At 60.7% G+C, this 20,163-nt stretch carries 20 protein-coding genes; 11 read left to right on the forward strand and 9 right to left on the reverse strand.

The window, feature by feature from the left end:
• The first annotated feature begins 9 nt into the window (after positions 1–9).
• The 8 genes from BLR97_RS07595 (at position 10) to BLR97_RS07630 (ending at position 9,316) form a co-directional block, all read left to right on the forward strand.
• Complete coding sequence (locus BLR97_RS07595; RefSeq protein WP_089704387.1) at positions 10–1,086, forward strand: TauD/TfdA dioxygenase family protein; 1,077 nt, start codon at positions 10–12, stop codon at positions 1,084–1,086.
• Between the two features lie 126 nt (positions 1,087–1,212).
• Entirely contained in the window at positions 1,213–2,247 is a 1,035-nt protein-coding gene (locus BLR97_RS07600) for an aminoglycoside phosphotransferase family protein (RefSeq protein ID WP_089704389.1), read from the forward strand.
• 55 nt (positions 2,248–2,302) lie between these two features.
• Positions 2,303–3,514: an ABC transporter substrate-binding protein gene (locus tag BLR97_RS07605; RefSeq protein WP_089704392.1), complete on the forward strand. Its 1,212-nt coding sequence runs from the start codon at positions 2,303–2,305 to the stop codon at positions 3,512–3,514.
• 2 nt (positions 3,515–3,516) lie between these two features.
• The gene (locus BLR97_RS07610) at positions 3,517–5,196 is read left to right on the forward strand and encodes an ABC transporter permease (RefSeq protein ID WP_089704397.1); all 1,680 of its coding nucleotides are present in this window, start codon (positions 3,517–3,519) and stop codon (positions 5,194–5,196) included.
• Positions 5,193–5,825 carry an ATP-binding cassette domain-containing protein gene (locus tag BLR97_RS07615; RefSeq protein ID WP_089704400.1) on the forward strand — a complete coding sequence of 211 codons (633 nt, stop codon included), beginning with the start codon at positions 5,193–5,195 and terminating at the stop codon, positions 5,823–5,825. The genes BLR97_RS07610 and BLR97_RS07615 overlap by 4 nt, the downstream gene beginning before the upstream one ends.
• Complete coding sequence (locus BLR97_RS07620; RefSeq protein WP_244511256.1) at positions 5,812–6,516, forward strand: TIGR04283 family arsenosugar biosynthesis glycosyltransferase; 705 nt, start codon at positions 5,812–5,814, stop codon at positions 6,514–6,516. The genes BLR97_RS07615 and BLR97_RS07620 overlap by 14 nt, the downstream gene beginning before the upstream one ends.
• On the forward strand, positions 6,506–7,120 hold the full coding sequence (locus BLR97_RS07625) for a TIGR04282 family arsenosugar biosynthesis glycosyltransferase (protein WP_089704406.1): 615 nt from the start codon (positions 6,506–6,508) through the stop codon (positions 7,118–7,120). The genes BLR97_RS07620 and BLR97_RS07625 overlap by 11 nt, the downstream gene beginning before the upstream one ends.
• A 60-nt stretch (positions 7,121–7,180) precedes the next feature.
• A complete protein-coding gene (locus tag BLR97_RS07630; protein ID WP_089704771.1) occupies positions 7,181–9,316 on the forward strand; it encodes an FAD-dependent oxidoreductase in 2,136 nt (711 codons plus the stop codon).
• Positions 9,317–9,346: 30 nt separating this feature from the next.
• Here BLR97_RS07630 and BLR97_RS07635 read toward each other — a convergent pair whose 3' ends face one another.
• A complete protein-coding gene (locus BLR97_RS07635; protein ID WP_244511257.1) occupies positions 9,347–9,724 on the reverse strand; it encodes a transcriptional regulator in 378 nt (125 codons plus the stop codon).
• A gap of 159 nt (positions 9,725–9,883) precedes the next feature.
• On the opposite strand from BLR97_RS07635, the gene BLR97_RS07640 reads away from it, so the two are divergent.
• Both BLR97_RS07640 and BLR97_RS07645 read left to right on the forward strand, forming a co-directional pair.
• On the forward strand, positions 9,884–11,275 hold the full coding sequence (locus BLR97_RS07640; protein WP_089704412.1) for a GGDEF domain-containing protein: 1,392 nt from the start codon (positions 9,884–9,886) through the stop codon (positions 11,273–11,275).
• Positions 11,276–11,448: 173 nt separating this feature from the next.
• Positions 11,449–12,582, forward strand: coding sequence for an FAD-dependent oxidoreductase (locus BLR97_RS07645; protein WP_089704415.1), 1,134 nt, complete (start codon positions 11,449–11,451; stop codon positions 12,580–12,582).
• Between the two features lie 9 nt (positions 12,583–12,591).
• On the opposite strand, the gene BLR97_RS07650 is transcribed toward BLR97_RS07645, so the two are convergent.
• Together BLR97_RS07650 and BLR97_RS07655 are read right to left on the reverse strand one after the other, a co-directional pair.
• A complete protein-coding gene (locus BLR97_RS07650) occupies positions 12,592–13,053 on the reverse strand; it encodes an META domain-containing protein (RefSeq protein WP_089704418.1) in 462 nt (153 codons plus the stop codon).
• Positions 13,054–13,076: 23 nt separating this feature from the next.
• A complete protein-coding gene (locus BLR97_RS07655; RefSeq protein ID WP_089704422.1) occupies positions 13,077–13,517 on the reverse strand; it encodes a VOC family protein in 441 nt (146 codons plus the stop codon).
• A 220-nt stretch (positions 13,518–13,737) separates the two neighbouring features.
• Here BLR97_RS07655 and BLR97_RS07660 point away from each other — a divergent pair, with 220 nt between their 5' ends.
• A complete protein-coding gene (locus tag BLR97_RS07660) occupies positions 13,738–14,814 on the forward strand; it encodes a metal-dependent hydrolase (protein WP_089704425.1) in 1,077 nt (358 codons plus the stop codon).
• 8 nt (positions 14,815–14,822) lie between these two features.
• On the opposite strand, the gene BLR97_RS07665 is transcribed toward BLR97_RS07660, so the two are convergent.
• The 6 genes from BLR97_RS07665 to ubiD form a co-directional block, all read right to left on the reverse strand.
• Entirely contained in the window at positions 14,823–15,560 is a 738-nt protein-coding gene (locus tag BLR97_RS07665; RefSeq protein WP_089704428.1) for an MliC family protein, read from the reverse strand.
• Positions 15,561–15,593: 33 nt separating this feature from the next.
• On the reverse strand, positions 15,594–16,094 hold the full coding sequence (locus BLR97_RS07670; RefSeq protein WP_089704431.1) for a DUF3087 family protein: 501 nt from the start codon (positions 16,092–16,094) through the stop codon (positions 15,594–15,596).
• Between the two features lie 86 nt (positions 16,095–16,180).
• Positions 16,181–17,242, reverse strand: a complete 1,062-nt coding sequence (locus BLR97_RS07675; protein ID WP_089704434.1) for a 3-deoxy-7-phosphoheptulonate synthase — start codon at positions 17,240–17,242, stop codon at positions 16,181–16,183.
• Between the two features lie 4 nt (positions 17,243–17,246).
• Positions 17,247–17,402 carry a hypothetical protein gene (locus tag BLR97_RS19715; RefSeq protein WP_170832998.1) on the reverse strand — a complete coding sequence of 52 codons (156 nt, stop codon included), beginning with the start codon at positions 17,400–17,402 and terminating at the stop codon, positions 17,247–17,249.
• Positions 17,403–17,837: 435 nt separating this feature from the next.
• On the reverse strand, positions 17,838–18,575 hold the full coding sequence (locus BLR97_RS07680; RefSeq protein WP_089704437.1) for an NAD(P)H-flavin reductase: 738 nt from the start codon (positions 18,573–18,575) through the stop codon (positions 17,838–17,840).
• Positions 18,576–18,614: 39 nt separating this feature from the next.
• A complete protein-coding gene (gene ubiD, locus BLR97_RS07685) occupies positions 18,615–20,117 on the reverse strand; it encodes a 4-hydroxy-3-polyprenylbenzoate decarboxylase (protein WP_089704440.1) in 1,503 nt (500 codons plus the stop codon).
• Between the last annotated feature and the right edge of the window lie 46 nt (positions 20,118–20,163).

Here is a 20,163-nt window from a genome sequence, read left to right on the forward strand (position 1 = left end):
CGCTTCCCTATGGCAACATCCTCCGATAAGTTCCTAAGCACGCCACCCACCCTACCGCCGCTGAACCCTGAGCGCGTATCGCTATTCGAGCAAGCGGGGTTGACGGTCAAGCCTCTGGAACCACTGGGCATTGAAATATACGGCGCCGATGTCCGCACCCGGCTCCCCCAGCCTGTCATCGACGCCCTGGAAGTGGAAATGGCCCATCGCGGCTTCATCGTCTTCAAGCACCAGACGGATCTTTCGGCGGATGAACTGGTCGAGGCCAGCAAGTGGTGGGGCGCGGGCGAAATCCATTCGACCCACGGTGTTCACCCGGCAACGCCTGGCATGAACCGGGACGTCTTCCGCTGCTCCAACGACAATCGCTACGGCATCCTGGGCGTGGGTCCCCAGTGGCACAACGACGGCAGCTTCGAAGCCGCCACCTTCTCGCATTCCGCCTATTATATGGCGCGGGCGCCCGAACAGGGCGGCGGCACCCACTTCGCCCACCAGGGCGCCGCCTTCGACGTGCTCCCCGAAGAAAAGCAGGCTTTCTGGGAGCGCCTTGTCTCGGTCAACTCAGCCTCAGGGGTGAGCCATCCTGTCGTCCACACGCATCCTATATCTGGACGCAAGAGCGTATGGCTGCACCTGGGCATGACCGGCGCGGTCATAGAACGGCTGCCGGAGGACGGACGCCCCATCGACGAACTGCAGCAGGATCCCGCCTCTACCGACCAGCTTCGCCTGCTCAACGAAGACGAGATAAAACAGCTTTTCAACGACTACAATGACCTGCTGAATGCGTCGTTCGAGAAAGGCTACGGCATACGCTACCACTACGACACTGGCGATCTGCTGTACATCGATAACTGGGCGCTGGCGCACCGGGCGGCGCCGGAGGCGCACATGTCCGCCGAGGAGCAGGGCCTGCGGATCATGGATCGCGTGACGGTCAAGTCCAGGCAGAACCTGGCGCCGCACTTTGGCTTGCCGCAGTACATCAACCTTGCCGGCCCGCACCCCTTCAATCGCGATGGCGTCTGGAAAGCCGGTGGCGTGGGCTTTCGCTGGAAAGATGACATCCCCATGCAAAACTAGACGGTGTACCTGATGCGTTGATCATCCCCCGTCGCGTCTTGACCACTTTTTCTTCTGAACCGTGTAAGGTTGGTACAACTACTGCCACTGAGTGGCATCGAATATTGCTTTTACACGGATTGTGCTATGCCGACATCCTCAGAGACGCGAACACAGGCGCTGGCGAGCGAATTACAGCGGGCGGGGATTGCCTACCGCGAGATGTCGCCCATGGCGGACACCGGGCTTGCCCACGACCATGTGTGGCTACACCGCGACGGCGAAGACTGGGTGGCGCGGCTGCCCAAGCAGAGCCAGATGAACCTGGGGCCGCAAGATAACCTGGCCTACGAGGCGGCGTGCTACGCGCGCGCCAGCCAGGGCGGGCATGTCCCGCGCCTGCACGGCCTGCTGGACGTGAGCGACGCCCTGCCCCGGGGCGGCCTGCTGGTGGAGGCTATCGACGGCCGGTTGGCCCGACTGCCGGAAGATCTGCCGCGCATCGCCGAAACGCTTGCCAGCCTGCATCGCTTGCCGCTTCCGGATAAGCCCGCCCCGCTGCTGTCGCCGGCAGACCCGTGGCGGGCCATGCGCGAGGAAGTCGCCCGTCAGTCTGAGTGGCTCGAGCAGGCGGGCTTGAGCACCGACGTCATCGACCGGATCCGCGCCGAGCTGGACGCCCTGCCGGTGGTGCTTGCCGATGCAGCACGCTGCCTGATCAGCTTTGACACCCACCCCGGCAACTTCCTGATCGACGCCGAGGGCCGCGCGGTGCTGGTCGACCTGGAAAAGGGCCGCTACGGCCTGCCGGGCATTGACCTGGCCCATACCAGCCTTTATACCTCCACCACCTGGGATCTCAACAGCCAGGCGAACCTCTCGCTGGACGAGGTGGTGGATTTTTACCGCGGCTGGCAGGCCGCCATGGGCGACTCGCCCAGCGCCGAGACGCTGGTCGCCTGCCGCCGCGCCACCTGGCTGTGGTCGCTAACCTGGTGCGCTAAATGGCGCGCCCAGCACTTACACGCCAAAGATGCCGAGCGCCGGGGCGAAGACTGGTCGGCAGAGCTTACCGATCCCGCCGTGATTGCCCACGTGCGCGACCGGGTGGAACATTACCTGTCACCGTCGATCATTGACCATGTTCAGGACGAACTCCAGCGCCTGCGCGCCACGCTTTAATGCCGGGCGATAGATTGACGCCTGCCAGTCCCATTGCTCTATTGAGAGGTTTGCGATGTTGAATCCCTGCCGTTTCTCCCTGATAGCCCCTCTGCTGGCACTGGCGCTGCCCGCCGTGGCAGCCCCCGACCCCGGCAACTGGCAAGATGTGTTAGCCGAGGCCGAGGGTCAAACCGTTTTCTGGAACGCCTGGGGCGGGGATTCGCGTACCAATCGCTATATCGACTGGGTGGCCGAGCAAATGCAGGCGCAGCACGACGTGGCGGTCGAACACGTCAAGCTGGATGACACCAGCAGTGCGGTGTCCCGGGTGCTGGCCGAGAAGCAGGCGGGCAACGACGACGAAGGCAGCATCGACCTGATCTGGATCAACGGCGAAAACTTTGCCGCGATGCGTGACAACGACCTGCTGTTTGGCCCTTTCGCCGAATCGCTGCCCAACTTTGCGCTAACCAACGCCGCCGAAAACCCCGAAGTGGTGACCGACTTCACCCTGCCCACTGAGGGCTTTGAATCGCCCTGGGGTAAGGCGCAGATCACCTTCTATTACGACGCTGCCCAGGTCGAAACGCCGCCTCAGGACATGCAGGCGCTGCTCGACTGGGCGCGCGCCAACCCCGGTCAATTCAGCTACCCGAAAATCCCCGACTTCACCGGCAGTACGTTTTTAAAGCAGGCATTGATCGAACTGACCGATCAGGATGAGGCGCTTTATCAGCCCGTTGAGGAGAGCGATTTCGAAGAGGTCACAGCGCCGCTATGGGCCTATCTGGATGCGCTGCACCCGCACCTGTGGCGCAGCGGGCGCACCTTCCCCGACTCAGGCCCCAACCTGCGTACGCTGATGAGCGATGGCGAGCTGAGCCTGGCATTTTCGTTCTACCCCACCGATGCCGCCGTGGCGGTAAGGGAATACGAACTGCCCGAGAGCGTGCGCAGCTATGTTCTGGACGGCGGCACGCTGGGTAACGTTCACTTCGTGGCGATTCCCTACAACTCGCCCCACAAGGCCGGCGCCATAGTACTGGCCAACTTTCTGATGTCGCCGGAAGCCCAGGCCCAAAAGCAGTCGCTCGCGATGTGGGGTGACCGCAGCGTGCTGGACATCGAGCAGCTCGACACCAAGGATCAGGCGCTGTTCGAACAGGGTGATCGCCATCCTTCCGAGCTACCGGCGGACGCCCTGTCCAACACGCTCCCCGAGCCGCATCCGAGTTGGATGACGGCGCTCCAGGATGCCTGGCTCGAGCGTTACGGCGTTAACTGAGCATGCTGGGGCTCGCGCCGGCGCTGCTTGTTACCCTGCTGGTACTCCCAGTGGGGGCCGGCCTGCTGATGGTGCTGCTGCCGGCGTTCGGCTACCTGCCTGCGCTGGGCGGCGACGCGGTCAGCCTGGCGCCCTGGCGAATGCTGTTCGGCCATCCCGGACTTGGCCGCTCGGTGGCGGTGAGCTATGCCAGCGGCCTGGTGAGCACCTTGCTGGCGCTTGCGATCGTCGTGCTGTTTCTGGCCGCCAGCCGCGGCACCTGGCTGGACCGGGGCATTCGTCGCCTGGTATCACCGCTGCTGGCGATCCCCCACGCGGCGGTGGCCTTTGGCCTGGCGTTCTTGATTGCGCCCTCGGGGCTTCTGGCACGTTGGGCATCGCCCGGTCTCACCGGTTGGGATCGCCCGCCCGACTGGCTCATCGTCAACGACCCGCTGGGGCTTGCGCTGATGGCCGGGCTGGTGCTCAAGGAGGTGCCGTTTCTGCTGCTCATGTGCCTGGCCGCGTTGCCTCAGCTGCGCCCCGAGCAACGCGTGACCCTGGCGCGCTCGCTGGGATATGCGCCGAGCATCGCCTGGTTGAAAGGCGTACTACCGGCACTATATCCGCTGATTCGCCTGCCGATTTACGCGGTGATTGCCTACGCCACCTCGGTGGTCGACATGGCCATGATTCTGGGCCCGACATTGCCGCCCACGCTGAGCGTGTCGATTCTGACCTGGTTCAATGACCCCGACCTGGAACGGCGTTTCATGGCCTCCGCCGGAGCCGTGCTGCAGCTTGGCGTGACGCTGGCAGCGCTGTTGACCTGGTGGCTGGGCGAGCAGTGTATCAAGCGACTCGGCTATCACTGGGTGGTCAACGGCGTGCGGCGGCGGGGTTCACTCGCCATCACGCTGGGCGGACGCGGGCTGCTGGGCATGACCACCCTGCTGGTGCTGAGCGCGTTGGCCGGGCTGACAGTGTTTTCGGTGGCCGGTTTCTGGCGTTTCCCGGATTCTTTGCCCGGCACGTTCACCTTGGATCATTGGCAGCGCGTTTTACCCAGCGTCACCACCCCGCTCATCAATACGCTCAGCGTAGGGCTCGCCGCAACGCTGATTGCCGCGGTGCTGGTCGTGGCCACGCTTGAAAACGCGGCGCGGCACCAGCTGCCGCCGCGGGCGGGCCAGTGGCTGCTGTATCTGCCGCTGATTATCCCTCAGGTGGCATTCCTGTTTGGTCTGGTGGTCGCGGCGGAAAGCCTCAACCTTCGCCCACAGTGGTCGCTGGTGATGGCGGCGCACTTGCTGTTTGTGGTGCCCTATCTTTACCTGTCGCTTTGCGAAGCGTATCGGCGGCTGGACCCGCGCTGGCTACAGGTCGCCCATTCGCTGGGAGCCTCCCCCTGGCGTGCCTTCTGGCAGATACGGCTGCCGCTGCTGCTGGCGCCGCTGCTGACCGCCTGCGCGGTCAGTCTTGCCCTGAGTATCGGCCAGTACCTCCCCACACTGTTGCTTGGCGGTGGCCGCGTGCCCACCATCACCACTGAAGCGGTGGCCATGGCCTCGGGCGGCAGCCGCCGCCTGATGGCGGTGCTGGCGCTGCTCCAGGCGCTACTGCCGTTCATCGGTTTTAGCCTGGCGCTGCTGATACCGCGTCTTATGTGGGCCAGACGGCGCAATATGCGAGGCGTTGCATGACGACTAACCCCACACTGCACATCAAGCAGGTTCAGATCTCGCTACACAGTGAACCGATGCTTGCGATCGACCGATCGATCGCCCCCGGCGAGGTATTGACCGTCATGGGGCCTTCGGGGTCGGGCAAATCCACGCTGCTGGCCTATCTCGCCGGGTTTCTGTCGCCTACCTTTAAGGCCCAGGGGCAGGTCTTTCTGGGCAAGATGCAACTCGATACGCTACCCGCCGAACAGCGCGGACTGGGGCTTTTGTTCCAGGACCCGCTGCTGTTTCCCCATTTAAGCGTGGCGGGCAACCTGCGGTTTGCGCTCCCCCGCCATGCGCGGCATAAACAATCCCAGATCCGTGAGGCCCTTGAACAGGTCGGCATGGCGGACTTTGAAACCCGGGACCCGGCTACGCTCTCCGGTGGCCAGCAGGCCCGCGTCGCCTTGATGCGTCTGCTGCTGTCGACGCCCAGAGCGGTGCTGCTGGACGAACCGTTTGCCAAGCTGGACACCGCGCTTCGCCAGGACATGCGCACGCTGGTCTTCAGCCAGCTGCGCGACGCTGGCCTGCCGGCGCTGCTGGTCACCCACGATCAGGCGGATGCCGAGGCGGCGGGAGGGCCGATCATTGAGCTTGGCTAGTCCACGGCCCCCGGCGACACTGAGCATTGTCATGCCGGTGCTCAACGAAGCCGCGGGCCTTGAAGCGACCCTTGAGGCGCTTCAGCCGCTGCGCGCCCAGGGCGCTGACGTCATCGTGGTGGATGGCGGCAGCATCGATGAGAGCGTGGCACTGGCGACCCCGCTGGCGGATAAGGTGATCAGCGGTGGGCCGGGCCGGGCGCGGCAAATGAACCTGGGCGCACAGCAGGCAAGTGCCCCGGCGCTGGTGTTCCTGCATGCCGACACCCGGTTACCCGACAATGCCGTGAGCCAGATCACCACGGCGCTGGCCCGCCACGCCTGGGGGCGATTCTCGATTGTGCTCACAGGCCGCAGTCGCTGGCTGCCGGTCATTGGCTTGATGATGAACCAGCGCTCAAGGCTCACCGGCATTGCTACCGGCGACCAGGCGATCTTCGTGCGTACCGCCACGTTTCGTTACCTCGGCGGGTTTGCCGACCAGCCGCTGATGGAAGACATCGAACTGACTACACGCCTCAAGAGGATGTCGCGCCCCGCCTGCCTGGCGGCGAAAGTGGTAAGCTCGGGAAGGCGTTGGGATCAACACGGCGCCTGGGCCACCATCCGCCTGATGTGGCGGCTGCGCTATCGCTACTGGCGCGGCGCGAGCCCGACTCAACTCGCCAAGGAGTACCGCGATGCCCGCTGAGCAGCCTCATTTACATTTGTTAGCCAAGGCCCCGCTGCCCGGGCAGGCGAAAACACGCCTGATGCCGCTGCTCGGCGCCGAGGGCGCCGCCGTGGCTCACGCCGAGCTGGTACGCCACTGTGTGGCCAATGCCTGCCGGGCGCTGCCCGCCGAGAGCATCACGCTGTGGACCGCTCTCGACCATGCCCACCCGCTGTTTGGCGAGCTTGGCGCCCATTTCGGTATCGCCATGCGTGCCCAGCCCGAGGGCGATCTGGGCGCGCGTATTCGCCACGCCCTGACGAGCACGCCGGGCCCTGGCATGGTCATGGGCAGCGACTGCCCAAGCGTTACCAACGACTTGATCATGACCTGCGCGCAACGCCTCGACAGCCACGAGGTCGTCCTGTTGCCCGCCGAAGACGGCGGCTATGGATTGATCGGCACCCGGCACGACTACCCCGGGCTGTTTGAGCTTATTCCCTGGGGTAGCGACCAGGTCATGGCCGCCACCCGTCAGCGTATTGAGGCGCTCGGCCTGCGTGCAAGCTATCCCGCAACGGTGTGGGACGTCGACCGCCCCGCCGACTGGCAGCGCTGGAAAGGCATTCTGGCGCCGGTGTAAGGAAACACGCCACCCGCCCACTGAACCGTACCCTTTAAATGGCTTTCGCTGGAGATGACCTTGAACCGACAACGCTTACTGATTGCCGCGCTACTCATCGTTGCTATCGGTGCTTTTTTCCTGAGTGGCGCCCACCAATGGTTCACGCTCGACACTCTGAAAGCCTACCAGAATGATTTCCAGGCGGCGTTCAGCCAGTCGCCCTGGCAGGTGGCGGGTATCTTCTTTGCCGTCTATGTAGCGATGACCGCGCTGTCGCTGCCCGGGGCCACCCTGCTCACCCTGCTCGGCGGTACCCTGTTCGGGCTGGGCTGGGGGCTTTTGATCATCTCCTTTGCCAGCACGATGGGCGCGACGCTGGCGTTTCTGCTGTCGCGCTTCCTGTTCCGCCGCCCCATCGAAAAGCGCTTTCCGCGCCAGTTTGCATCGGTCAACCGCGGCGTCGAGCGCGACGGCGCGCTGTATCTATTCACCATGCGGCTGGTGCCGGTGTTCCCGTTTTTCATGATCAACCTGGTCATGGGCCTGACGCGCATCAAGACCGTCACGTTTTACTGGGTAAGCCAGGTGGCCATGCTTCCCGGCACCGCCATCTACGTCAACGCTGGTGGCCAGTTGGGCGAGCTGGAAACGCTCAGCGGTATCCTGTCGCCGACGCTGATCGGCTCCTTCCTGCTGCTGGCCATTTTCCCCTGGATAGCCCGACGCCTCGTGCTGATAGTGCAAAAGCGCAAGGCCTACCAGGGCTTTGCCCGGCCCGAGCGCTTTGACTACGACATTCTGGTCATCGGCGGTGGCTCGGCCGGGCTGGTCACCAGCTATATCGCCAGTGCCGTCAATGCCAGGGTGGCGCTGGTCGAAAAGCATAAAATGGGCGGCGACTGCCTGAATACCGGCTGTGTGCCCTCCAAAGCCCTGATCCGCGCCGCCCGAGCGGCCCACGAGATTCGCACGGCCCCCCGCTTCGGCGTCACCGCCAGCGAACCGAAGATCGACTTCCAGCGCGTCATGGGTCACGTCCATCAGGCCATCCGCGATATCGAACCCCACGACAGCGTAGAGCGCTACCGCGGGTTGGGCGTCGAGGTCTATCAGGATCACGCCACGCTGACGTCGCCGTGGCACGTCCAGGTCGGCGACCAGAACCTGAGCGCCCGACATATCGTGCTGGCCACCGGGGCGCGACCCAAAGTCCCGGCGATTCCCGGCATCGAAAGCGCTCCCGTGCTGACTTCTGAAAACCTGTGGTCGCTGACCGAGCTCCCCAAACGTCTGGTGGTACTGGGCGGGGGCGCCATCGGCTGTGAACTGAGCCAGAGCTTTGCCCGTCTGGGCAGCCAGGTCACCCTGGTGGAAGGCATGCCCCAGCTGCTGGGTCGCGAGGACCTGGACGTCGGCGAGGCCGTCGAAACCACCCTGACCCGCGAAGGGGTGACGGTGATGACCGAGGCCAAGGCGTTTGAGGTGGTCAGCGATGACGCCGGGCATCAGCTGGTGGTCGAGCAGCACGGCGAGCGCACGACGCTGGCTTTTGATTATCTGCTGGTCAGTGTCGGCCGCCAGGCCAACATCGAAGGGCTGGGGCTCGAGGCCTTGGGCGTTACCACCAGCGCCGCCGGCACGCTGGAGCTCAACGAGCGACTGCAAACGCGCCTGCCTAACCTCTGGGCCTGCGGGGATCTCGCCGGGCCCTATCAGCTGACCCACGCAGCGGCCCATCAGGCCTGGCATGCGGCGGTGAACGCGCTGTTTGGCGAATTGAAGAGCTTTGCGGTGGACTACCGCTTCATGCCCGCGGTCACCTATGTCCAGCCGGAGGTCGCCCGGGTCGGCCTCAACGAGAAAGAGGCGATCGACAAGGGCATTGACTATGAAGTGACCCGCTACGCCATGAGCGAAAGCGACCGTGCGATTGCCGAGGGCGCCACCGAGGGCTTTATCAAGGTGCTCACCGTGCCGGGCAGGGACAAGATTCTCGGCGCGACCATCGTCGCGGAGAACGCCGGCGAATGGCTGGGCGAATTCACCCTGGCCATGAAACACGGCCTGGGCCTGAACAAGCTGCTGGGCACCATTCACCCTTACCCGACCCTTGGCGAGGCCGCCAAGGCCACGGCGGGCGTATGGAAAAACGCCCACAAACCCGAACGGGTGCTGGCACTATTAAAGCGCTACTTCACCTGGCGGCGCGGCTAATCGTAGCGGCTCCCTCAGGACGCGATCTATTTATTTTGAATAGGCTTTGGCAAAAGTTTCCATCACCTCGTGCACGATCTTGCGCTGTTCTGAGGGCAAACTACGATATAACGCCAACAACCGTCGTTCCTCGCTGCTGGAGGACACCTCCCAAACCGCCGACGGTTCGTTGATGGACGCTTGTCTCTCGCCCCCATAGCGAAGTTGATGAGGATCTATTGCCAGCCAGCTTGCCAATACCTGAAGCTTTTCCTGGCTGGGAATCGAATCACCGCGCAGCCAACGCCTGACCGCCTGATACGTAATCGGCTTCCCCCAATAGCGCAGGTTGAATTCACGCTCCAAAACAGAGGAGCGCACGTCATACCCGGCGCCTTGCATGGCATTTTTTAATCGCTCGGCGAACATCTGTTTTTCATTCATGCCGCCAATGTGAAGCGATTATTCAATAAAAGTTGAATAATGGTTAACCTTTTGGTTGAATCGTTACTTCAATACCCGTCCATCATTCCACCCAGACCAAGTCACGCCTTGGCTGTTGAAGCCGTGCTTGAGGAGTCATTCAGGATGAGTGGCATACCTTCCCCACCGGTTAATTCGCTTAATGGCCTGTGTAACGCACTGGGCCTTATCAGCCGTTCGAACACACCCGAGGCGCTTTTTGCGCGCCTTTCCAAAACGTTGTACAAACTGGTCGATAAGCAGCCCATTGCGCTTTATCGACGATCGCCGTCAGGAGAACTTCGTTTAACCTATTGCTACCCTGCAGACAGTGGCATAACGTCTTGCAGGCAACTGCTTGTCTTTTGCTCGATGGATGAATTACTGGCATCCGGCTGTCAGTATTATGTGCTGGAAGGCGAACACGGCGTATGGGGCTATATAGGGCATCCGTCTGCTCCGCCCAACGAGGCCTTGCACTGGATCAACATCGTTGTCGATATCGCCGCGCAGAGGCTGCGGCTGCTAAAAGCAGAGCATATGGCCCAGCGCCAGCAAGGTCTCAAAGCCCGCCGCCGCTTACTCTCTCATGACATAAAGCGGCTCACGTCCCTTGAAGACTGCTTACAGCGTCATGGTCATAGCTGGTGTGACATCTTTCAAGCTGATGGTATCGCGCTCGCTCACAAGGATAAGCTCTATTGCTTTGGAGAGAGCCCCGAGCGACACCTTGTCTTGCAGCAAATTGGACACCTGTATACACAAACTAACCTGGACAGCACACTGGAATTGGACGGTGATTGCCAGGGCGGGCTTGCGGCCCCGCTGAGCATGGCTGGCCATCAACTGGGTTGGCTGTTGATTTTCCGTAGGCAACCGGCTGTCAGTTTTACCGCCAGTGCGGCTCCAGACGTCCCGTTCAGTTTCTGGTTACCGGTTGAAGCCTCCATGGTGCTGGAGCTCGCCGATGACCTGGCGGTTGCGATTACGGCCCTGGAAGTGGTGCATGTCAACCGCCAACTGCGGAAAACCAATCAGCGACTGGAAAGCCTTGCCCACTCCGACCTGCTCACCCGCTGCTGGAATCGTTACTACACAGAACACGTTATCGAAACACTATGTGTATCCAACACCACCTGCGCGGTGTCGATGTTTGATATTGATGACTTCAAAGGTATCAATGATACCTATGGCCATGCCGTAGGTGACAACATTCTTCGTGAAGTCGCCGATTTGGCGACGCAAACCTTGCGCAGCAACGACCACCTGGGCCGATGGGGTGGCGAAGAGTTCATCGTGATCATTGCTGACGCAACACAAAACGAAGGCGTGTGCATCGCCAAGCGGCTCTGCCGATATATCGAACAACACGCCTTTTCCATTCCAGAGCCAGTGACCATCAGTGCGGGGCTAACCACCCTCCAACCGGGCGAATCTCCCCACTCATTATTAGAACGCGTGGATAAAGGCATGTATCTTGCCAAGGCAGCGGGTAAAAACCAGGTCATGATCTGCTAGCTTGCGGACAAAACGCTTTTCCCAAGCTATGGGTAGAGAAAAAATCGCATACGGCGGTCAGCAGTAGACAACCTTTTCCCGTTGATTCTGCTTTAATTTGCGTTCCCCCGCCGTCGTTTCGTTTTGCGCGATCCAGACCTGTTCATTACACACGCTTTTCAAGAGGCATTGGGATGCAGCATCTGTTACTGGTTGGCGCGGGCCATGCTCACGCCTTCGTACTGGAAGCCTTTGCCCGGCGCCCCGATGCTAACATTGCGATCACGGTGGTCAGCGACAGTCACCTGGCCGCGTATTCAGGCAGCGTCCCGGCCTGGCTGGCGGGAGAATGTACGCTGCGTGACACCCAGATCGACGTTGCTGCATTATGCCAGCGGGCAGGCGCTGTGCTCATCCAATCCTCAGCGATTTCACTGGATACCACGGCGCGCCATGTCACCCTGGCAAACGGCGACACGCTAAGCTTTGACGTGGCATCGCTCAACGTGGGGTCTACCCTGATGCTGCCCAAACGGCATGGCGCTAACCTCCCTCACTTACTCGCGATGCGCCCGCTGAGCTCACTGCATCACCGCTGGCAGGCGCTGCTCGATGATGTCGAGCAGCTTCCCCAAGGGGGCAGCCAGCGGCTGGTGAGCGTTGGCGGCGGCGCAGCGGGCTGCGAAACCTTGCTGAGCGTACTTGCCCAGCTGCGGTATCAGCGACCGGATATCAATTGGCAGGGGCACTTACTAAGCGCATCTGCCTCATTATTACCCGAGGCGGGGTACCTGCCCCGGCGATTAATCGCGCGGGCGTTAACGCGCGCCGGTATCCGGGTGCATCTACAAACCCGCGGGGTGGCGTTGGTGAACGGCGGTGTGTCGACCCAGGGAGGTGAATGCATCAGCGCCGATACGGTCTTGTGGGCTACCGGGGCGGTTGGCCACGGCTGGCTTTCTGACAGTCAACTGCCTTTGGATGCGCAGGGGTTTGTCCAGGTGGAGAAGACATTGGAAGTCATCGGCCAGCCGGGGATATTCGCGGCGGGCGACTGTGCGGCCTTTGACCCACCACTGCCCAATGCAGGGGTGTACGCCGTGCGCATGGGGCCACACCTGGCGGATAACCTACGCCGTGCCTGCCACGGCGAGCCGCTAACCGATTGGCAGCCCCCTAAACGAGTACTCGCGCTTATCGGCACCGGAAATGGCCGCGCCGTTGCCAGCCGAGATGCTTTTGGGGTATCAGGAAAGTGGGTATGGCAATGGAAAAGGCGGATTGATGGGCGCTTTATCGCCCGCTTCAACCCGCCATTTGAGGATTAACCAACTGATTTAGTTACTTTCTCTCCAACCGCCGAGCACGCGACTATCCGGTCCGAAAAACACCAGTCGGTCATGGTCGATCAAGTAACGGTAAGCGGTCTCCAGCATGTCCGTCACTCGCTGAGCGTCTTCCATGTTGGAGCACGCTTTACGCGTGGTGGCCAGTTCGCTGAATTCGATGCGCTGACCTTCGCCTAACGCCACCTGACCGGTGAAGCGATTGCAGCCATCATGGCCGCTAACGTTACCGTCACGCCCAATGCGGAAAAAAGGCGTTTCGGGCATCGAAAGACGCTCGCTGGTGCCCACTAGCAATAGGTTCCAGCGCTGCTCAACAACCGCCCCCGAAAGCGAGGTGCCACTCGGCCCCTCTTCCGGTGCAGGGCGTGGCCCCGGCGCGCTGCTACACGCGCTTAGCAGGAGCGCCGCCGAGGCGAGCCAGGGCACTAAACGCCAGTCTTTCATGGTCATGGTGAAGCTTCCTTGTTTCATGTTTACCAGCTACCGGTATTTTCCATCGATGCCCAGGGTTCCTGGGGCGACAGCGCATCGCCTTTTTGCAACAGCTCCACGGAGATGCCATCCGGCGATTTTACAAACGCCATGTGGCCATCGCGGGGCGGGCGGTTGATTGTAACGCCGTTGTCTTGAAGCTTCTGGCACAGTGCATAGATATCGTCCACGCGGTAGGCCAGGTGACCAAAGTTGCGCCCGCCGGTATATTCTTCGGGATCCCAGTTGTAGGTTAACTCCAGTTCCGGGGCGGTCAGACGCGTGGAACGCGCTTCATCAAACGGGGCGGCCAGGAAGACCAGCGTAAAGCGGCCTTTGTCGTTTTCTTTACGGCGTACTTCCTTAAGCCCGAGCAGGTCGCAATAGAAATGTAGCGATGCATCTAAATCGCTAACGCGCACCATGGTGTGAAGGTATTGCATGCTATCTCTCCTGTTTGTCATGTGACGATACTGACGTAATACGCCTGACTTGAAGTCATAATGCGCCCAGCTTAGCACTCCAACGGCGTTTATGCGGCAGGCTCTATGCATGCGTTTGTCACACTTTTTAGACAATAACCTTACATAAATATATTTTACTGACAGCCATGTGCAATTATCAGCTATTTAATCTGAATGGGGCATGCCCCTGGGAGATACCGTGGATTCAGTCACACAGGCCGCGCTGGGAGCTGCCGTAGGGGGAGTCGTATTGGGGCGTCGGCTAGGCCGTAAAGCGGTGTTAATTGGCGCACTGGTTGGCACCTTGCCGGATCTTGATGTGGTGATTGATTACGGCGACGCGGTGGCCAACGTCACCGAGCACCGCGGCTTTAGCCACTCGCTTTTCGTGCTCACTGGCTTAGCCGCTTTGTTAGCACTCTTAAGCGCGCGACTAGCACCTGCCAAGGATATTTCGATTGCCCAATGGGGAGCTTTCTTCGGGCTGATCCTGATCAGCCACCCACTGCTGGATGCCTTGACCGCTTATGGAACTCAACTGTTGTGGCCGTTGGAGTCTCCACCAATCGCTTGGCCACTGGTGTTCATTATTGACCCCTTTTACTCACTGCCGCTGCTGGCCTGCTTAACGGCCGCCCTACTCACCCGCCGGATAAGGCGTTGGTGTGGCTGGGGGCTTGCGATATCGAGTATGTACTTAGTGCTGGCCTTCGGCGCGAAGCTTACCGTTGAGCACAAACTGGCCCCTGCGCTAGCCGAACAGGGGTTAGATAATGCACCGCGACTGGTGCAGCCGACGCCATTCAATATCTTGCTTTGGCGAGCGACGGTGGTCGACGGCGACCGCTACTATGAAAGCTTAATAAGCGTGCTGGACAGCGGCGAAGTACCCAAGCTTGAGCCATTACGACGCGGAGCCGAGCTGGAAAGCACTGCGCTTGAGAGCATAGCGGGGCAACGGTTGGCGTGGTTCGCTGGGCCATTTTTACGCTTTGAAAGTCGTCAAATCGACGGGCAAACGACCCTGTTGGCAACCGATCTTCGGCTCGGATTTCCCGGGTTTCATCCTTTCAGCTTTAGCCTGGCCACACGCCAGAACGACGCCTGGGAGCCGTTGGGCATCTCCAATGAGATAGGCAGCCAGCGCGACGTTCAACTGGCAACGCTGTCGCGGTTAGCAGCACGTTCAGCAGGTGATCGTTCGGCCCTCTGCGCGACGACCTATATCGCCCTTCAATGGCGTACTGAGTCCTTAGCGACCACCTGCAAGCCGTGAGGCCACGGCTATGCCGACGGCGCGATACCCTGGCCACAGCCGCTGTATTGCTGTCCATCAAGGGTTAACGTCACTCTGGCGGGATACGGTTGGCCGCTCATGTCGTCAAAGCAGGCCCCGGCTTCGATGCGCACGCGGAAAAAGTCCTCGGCATCGGCATTCACCAACACCACTCGGCCAGCCTCGTTATCCATTACGCTGACCATATACGGCAGCGTTTCAACGTTGTCGCCATAGTCGGTAGACAAGGTGAGCTTAGGCGAATCGTGAGCCAGCGCCACCGTCCAGCCCGGCTCGTTGCCTTGTCCTCTGAACATCACGCCTGGATGATCCTGACGGGTTGAGGCGGCACGACTGGCAGCCAACTCACACTTGAGTTGCCCCCGTGGCGTTTCAACGATCGCCTGCTCACCCCGGTTCCAAAAGCTGATCTCGCCGTCCTGGTAGCGCGCGCCGCTGGCTACCACCGCCTGCGGCAGGCGCCAGGCGCCATGCAGCGACCAAAGCCGTAGCGTTTCGCCATCGACAGCGGTAATTAAATGCTGGCGCGCCGGACTACAGTGCCAGCCTTCAAACTGCTTCGACTGGCCGGAAAACAGCGCCGAGGGCAGCAAAGGTGCCTTGGTGTCCAGCGCGGGGTCTGCAGAACTGGCGGCCGAGCCCGAGGGGGATTGCAACGGGGCGCAGCCGCTTATCGCTACAAAAGCAGCGCCTAATACAAAAAATCTCACCGGGGTAGACATCATTGCGACATGCTCCTGGAATAGCAGATGGATAACTTATTGGCGTTTAAAGGCATGTAAATCTTGAGGGTCAAACCGTTCGACCTCGGCTGGCAGCCCCAATGCAGCACGTCGCTCGCTGACGTGCTGACGTTCGCTATTATCACTGGGTGGACGACCGTTAAACTCGGCTAGCTGTGCCATGCCCTGGTGATAAAACGCCAGGATATCCAGCGCTGTGCGATTATCTTCGCCCATGGCATGGCGAATCGCGGGGAGATGGCCGTTAATTCGTGAAAGATGCTGCTTCAGCTGCCACACGTAGCCGACCTCTTGCATCCAGGGCCGGTCGCGCAACGCCGCGAACATTGCACTGGTGGCCAATAGCCCCAGCACGCCGCCCAACACGTTTAACCACACCCCCTGGCCGAAGGTCGATGTCAGCAGCATGGCAAACAACAGGCCGAAAATCAGCAGCTGTGCCGCCATAATGAAGGTGATCATGCGCGCCTTACGGCGGTAGTTATCGGGGTCGTGCGACTCCAGGGTAAATACCATGGCCAACCTCGCAGGCAAGAAAAGGGGTAAATATGCCTATGATACGGGGCTGACCAGGGCACACAAGTCATTCGCTCGCGACAACGCTAGCGCAGACGTTCCGCAGCGGTCTTTAACAGGTGCTCGGTGGTGTCCCAACCGACGCAGGCGTCGGTGACCGAGACGCCGTAACGCAGGGCGCCGGGCTTTAGCGGCTGCTTGCCTTCGAACAGGTGACTTTCCAACATCAGCGCCACCAGATTGGCATCGCCTGCCTGGCGCTGGGCCAGTACATCGAGCATCACCTCACTTTGACGGCGGTGATCCTTGCGCGCGTTGGCGTGGCTGCAGTCGACCATCAGACGGGGATTCTGTCCCGCTTCGCGCAGCGTGTTGACCGCCGTGCGTACGTGGTGGGCTTGATAGTTCGGTTCGCCGTGGCCACCGCGCAGTACCACATGGGTATGCGGGTTGCCGGCCGTTTGCTGCATGACCGGGCGGCCTTCGCTGTCCAGCGCAAACCGCTGATGCGAATGCGCAGCCGCCTGCATGGCATCAACCGCCACCTGGACATCGCCGCTGGTGGCATTTTTGAACCCCACGGCGGCGGCCAGATCGCTGGCCAGCTCCCGGTGTAGCTGCGACTCGGTGGTGCGCGCGCCGATCGCTACCCAGCTCAGCGCGTCTTCCAGATAGGGGGCAAGCATCGGCTGGAGCAGTTCGGTCGCCACCGGCAAACCGCGACGCGCGATACCGTGCATTAACTCACGGGATAACGCTAAGCCCTGAGCCATATCGCCATGACCATCCAAGTGGGGATCATACGCCAGCCCTTTCCAGCCCACCGTGGTACGCGGTTTTTCGACATACACCCGCATAACCGGGAGGAGACGGTCGCTGACCTCTTCGCTCAGGGCTGCCAGACGGTCGGCGTAGTCGAGTGCGGCCTCTGGGTCGTGAACCGAGCAGGGACCGACCACGACGAATAAACGGTCATCCTGACCATTGAGAATGCGTTGAACCGCATGGCGCTGTTCGGCAATTTGCGCACCCAGTGCTTCGTCCAATGGAAGCTGACGGCGTAATTCAGCCGGGGTGGGCAGCGGCGTCGCCGCGGTCTCGTGAGAGGTGGAAATCGTGTTGAGCATTGCGCTGACAGGGGCATTCATGGGGTTATCTCTCCGTAATCGTGTGACATCGTTTGACCAACATGCCACCCGAGCAGGCACGGTCGGAGGTGGCCACTGGCACCGACCGCGCGTCGCTAAATCGCCAGCCGTTGTCCAGATAGCGGTTAACCATAGCGAGAGAGAATGCGCGATAAGTCATTTTCCAACTCCTTTGTTAATTGCCAGTGACGGCTTTATATACCTGTCATCAATACGTGTTGTTGCCGATAATCGGCCCCGATGCTCAGTGCCGGTTTGAACGTATGACTCGCCTAAAACGCAAGAAGCCCCGGTGGGGTTACCAACCGGGGCTTCTTTGCATTCGGCAGGCAACCCGTGGGGTGTGCCTGCAGGCGCGACGTTAGGCGTCGGCCATCGGCACACCGTCGCTAAACCAATAGCCATAACCGAAGACGCCATCTGCCATGATGGGCAGACGAGATGCAGTCAATGTTGTGTGTCGTAATGACATATCAGCGTCCTGGTTTGGGTTGGCTGCTAAACGGCGGCAGCGAATGATTTCTAACTATGTGTTTATCCTGCCTGTCTGCGCGTCTAATAGCAACCGCCTAACGCCATTAGCTCACAGCGCTATTTAGCTACGCGGCGCGTACGAAAACACATCGGAGAAAACACGATCCGCATTTAGGCCTTTGCGCTCGAGCACATCCATACAGGCGTAGACCATGCCCGGCGAACCGGAGATGTAAACATCCCACTCGCTGGGCGTCATCGCCGCCTTTTCAAGCGCCAGATCAATACGGCCCTGGTGGTGATTAATACGCTCACCCGGCGTCATCGGTTCGGTCAGCGGAAACTCGGTCACGGCTTGAAAGTCAATATTGGGATACCGCTGCGCCCATTCGCACGCTAAGCTTTCGGCATACAAGTCACGGTGCTCGCGTACCGCCCACCACAGCGAAATCTGCCGTTCAGGTTGATGCTTAAGCGAGGCTTCGATGATCGCTTTCATCTGCGAGAAGCCGGTACCTGCCGCGATCAGCCACAGCGGGCGCTCACTTTGCAAATCCAACACACAGTCGCCGCCGGGTAAACGCACGGTCAGTTGGTTGGCGACCTGAAGCAGCTCCCGCAGTCGCGCCGAGTTGTCACGCTCGGGCCAGTGCTGAATGTGCAGTTCAATAATGCCATCGCCCCGCTCGGCACTGGCGATCGAAAACGGCACCCAAGTGGCATCGTCGAGCTTTAGCTCCAGGTACTGCCCAGGGGCATGCTGCATGGCTTCGGCACGCCCTTCGAGGGTGACACCGAATACGTCGGGATTGAGGTCCTCAACGGCCGTAACTTGGCAAGTCAACATCCTTGCGCTCATGAAAGCCTCTATAGTTAAAAATCAAATTCAATCAGGGTGCTAGGTGTTGCTACCTTTCCGCGGGGGCGGCAGAGGAATATCGATCCCCAGGCTGTCCCAACGCGCATCGACCCGGGCTTTGACCTCTTCGTCCATGACAATGGGGGTTCCCCACTCGCGGTCGGTTTCGCCCGGCCACTTGTTGGTGGCGTCTAGGCCCATTTTCGACCCCAGCCCCGACACGGGAGATGCGAAATCGAGGTAATCAATCGGCGTGTTTTCTACCATGACGGTGTCGCGTGCGGGATCCATGCGCGTGGTAATCGCCCACATCACATCTTCCCAGTTGCGCGCGTCGACGTCGTCATCCAGCACGATGACAAACTTGGTGTACATAAACTGGCGCAGAAAACTCCACACGCCCATCATTACGCGTTTGGCGTGGCCGGGGTACTGCTTTTTCATGGTGACCACCGCCATGCGGTAGGAGCACCCCTCCGGCGGCAGGTAGAAATCAATAATTTCAGGAAACTGCTTGTGCAGAATAGGCACGAAGACTTCGTTCAGCGCTACGCCTAAAATAGCGGGCTCGTCCGGTGGACGGCCCGTATAGGTAGAGTGGTAAATCGCATCACGCCGCATGGTCATGCGTGTCACGGTAAACACCGGGAAGTGATCCACTTCGTTGTAATACCCGGTGTGGTCGCCATAGGGGCCTTCCGGCGCCATGTCGTCGGGGTAGATAAACCCTTCAAGGATGATTTCGCTTGAGGCGGGGACATCCAGCTCGGCATGGCCGCATTTGACCAGTTCGGTACGCGAGCCGCGTAATAGCCCGGCGAAGGCGTATTCGGAAAGCGTATCCGGCACGGGCGTCACCGCGCCCAAAATCGTCGCGGGATCTGCGCCCAGCGCGACCGCCACAGGGAACGGCTCGCCGGGGTGGGCCTTTTGAAACTCGAGAAAATCGAGCGCGCCGCCGCGATGCGATAGCCAGCGCATGATCAAGCGGTTCTTGGCAATTTTCTGCTGGCGGTAGATACCCAGGTTCTGGCGCTTTTTATGCGGCCCCTGAGTGATCACCAGCGGCCAGGTTACCAGCGGGGCAGCATCACCCGGCCAGCAGTGCTGGATGGGCAGTCGCCCGAGGTCGACCTCGTCACCTTCGAAGACTACTTCCTGAACCGGCGCGCGTTTGACGTACTTGGGGCCCATGCTGAGCACCTGTTTAAAGATCGGCAGCTTGGTCCAGGCATCTTTAAGCCCTTTTGGGGGATCAGGCTCTTTCAAAAACGCCAGTAGCTTGCCGACTTCGCGCAGCGCTTCTACCGAATCCTGCCCCATGCCCAGCGCCACCCGTTTTGGGGTACCAAACAAATTACCTAGCAGCGGCATGTCGTGGCCCTTGACGTTTTCAAACAGCAGCGCCGGGCCACCCGCACGCAGTGTGCGGTCGCAAATTTCGGTAATTTCCAGGTAGGGATCCACTTCAGCGGTAATTCGCTTCAGTTCGCCCTGGGCTTCAAGGGCGGTGATGAACTCGCGCAGATCATGATACTTCAATGCACACTCCCTGGCTGACAGCAGTGCCGCTAGGTCGGTTTTGCCG

Source organism: Vreelandella arcis (genome assembly GCF_900103865.1).
Classification (GTDB): domain Bacteria; phylum Pseudomonadota; class Gammaproteobacteria; order Pseudomonadales; family Halomonadaceae; genus Vreelandella; species Vreelandella arcis.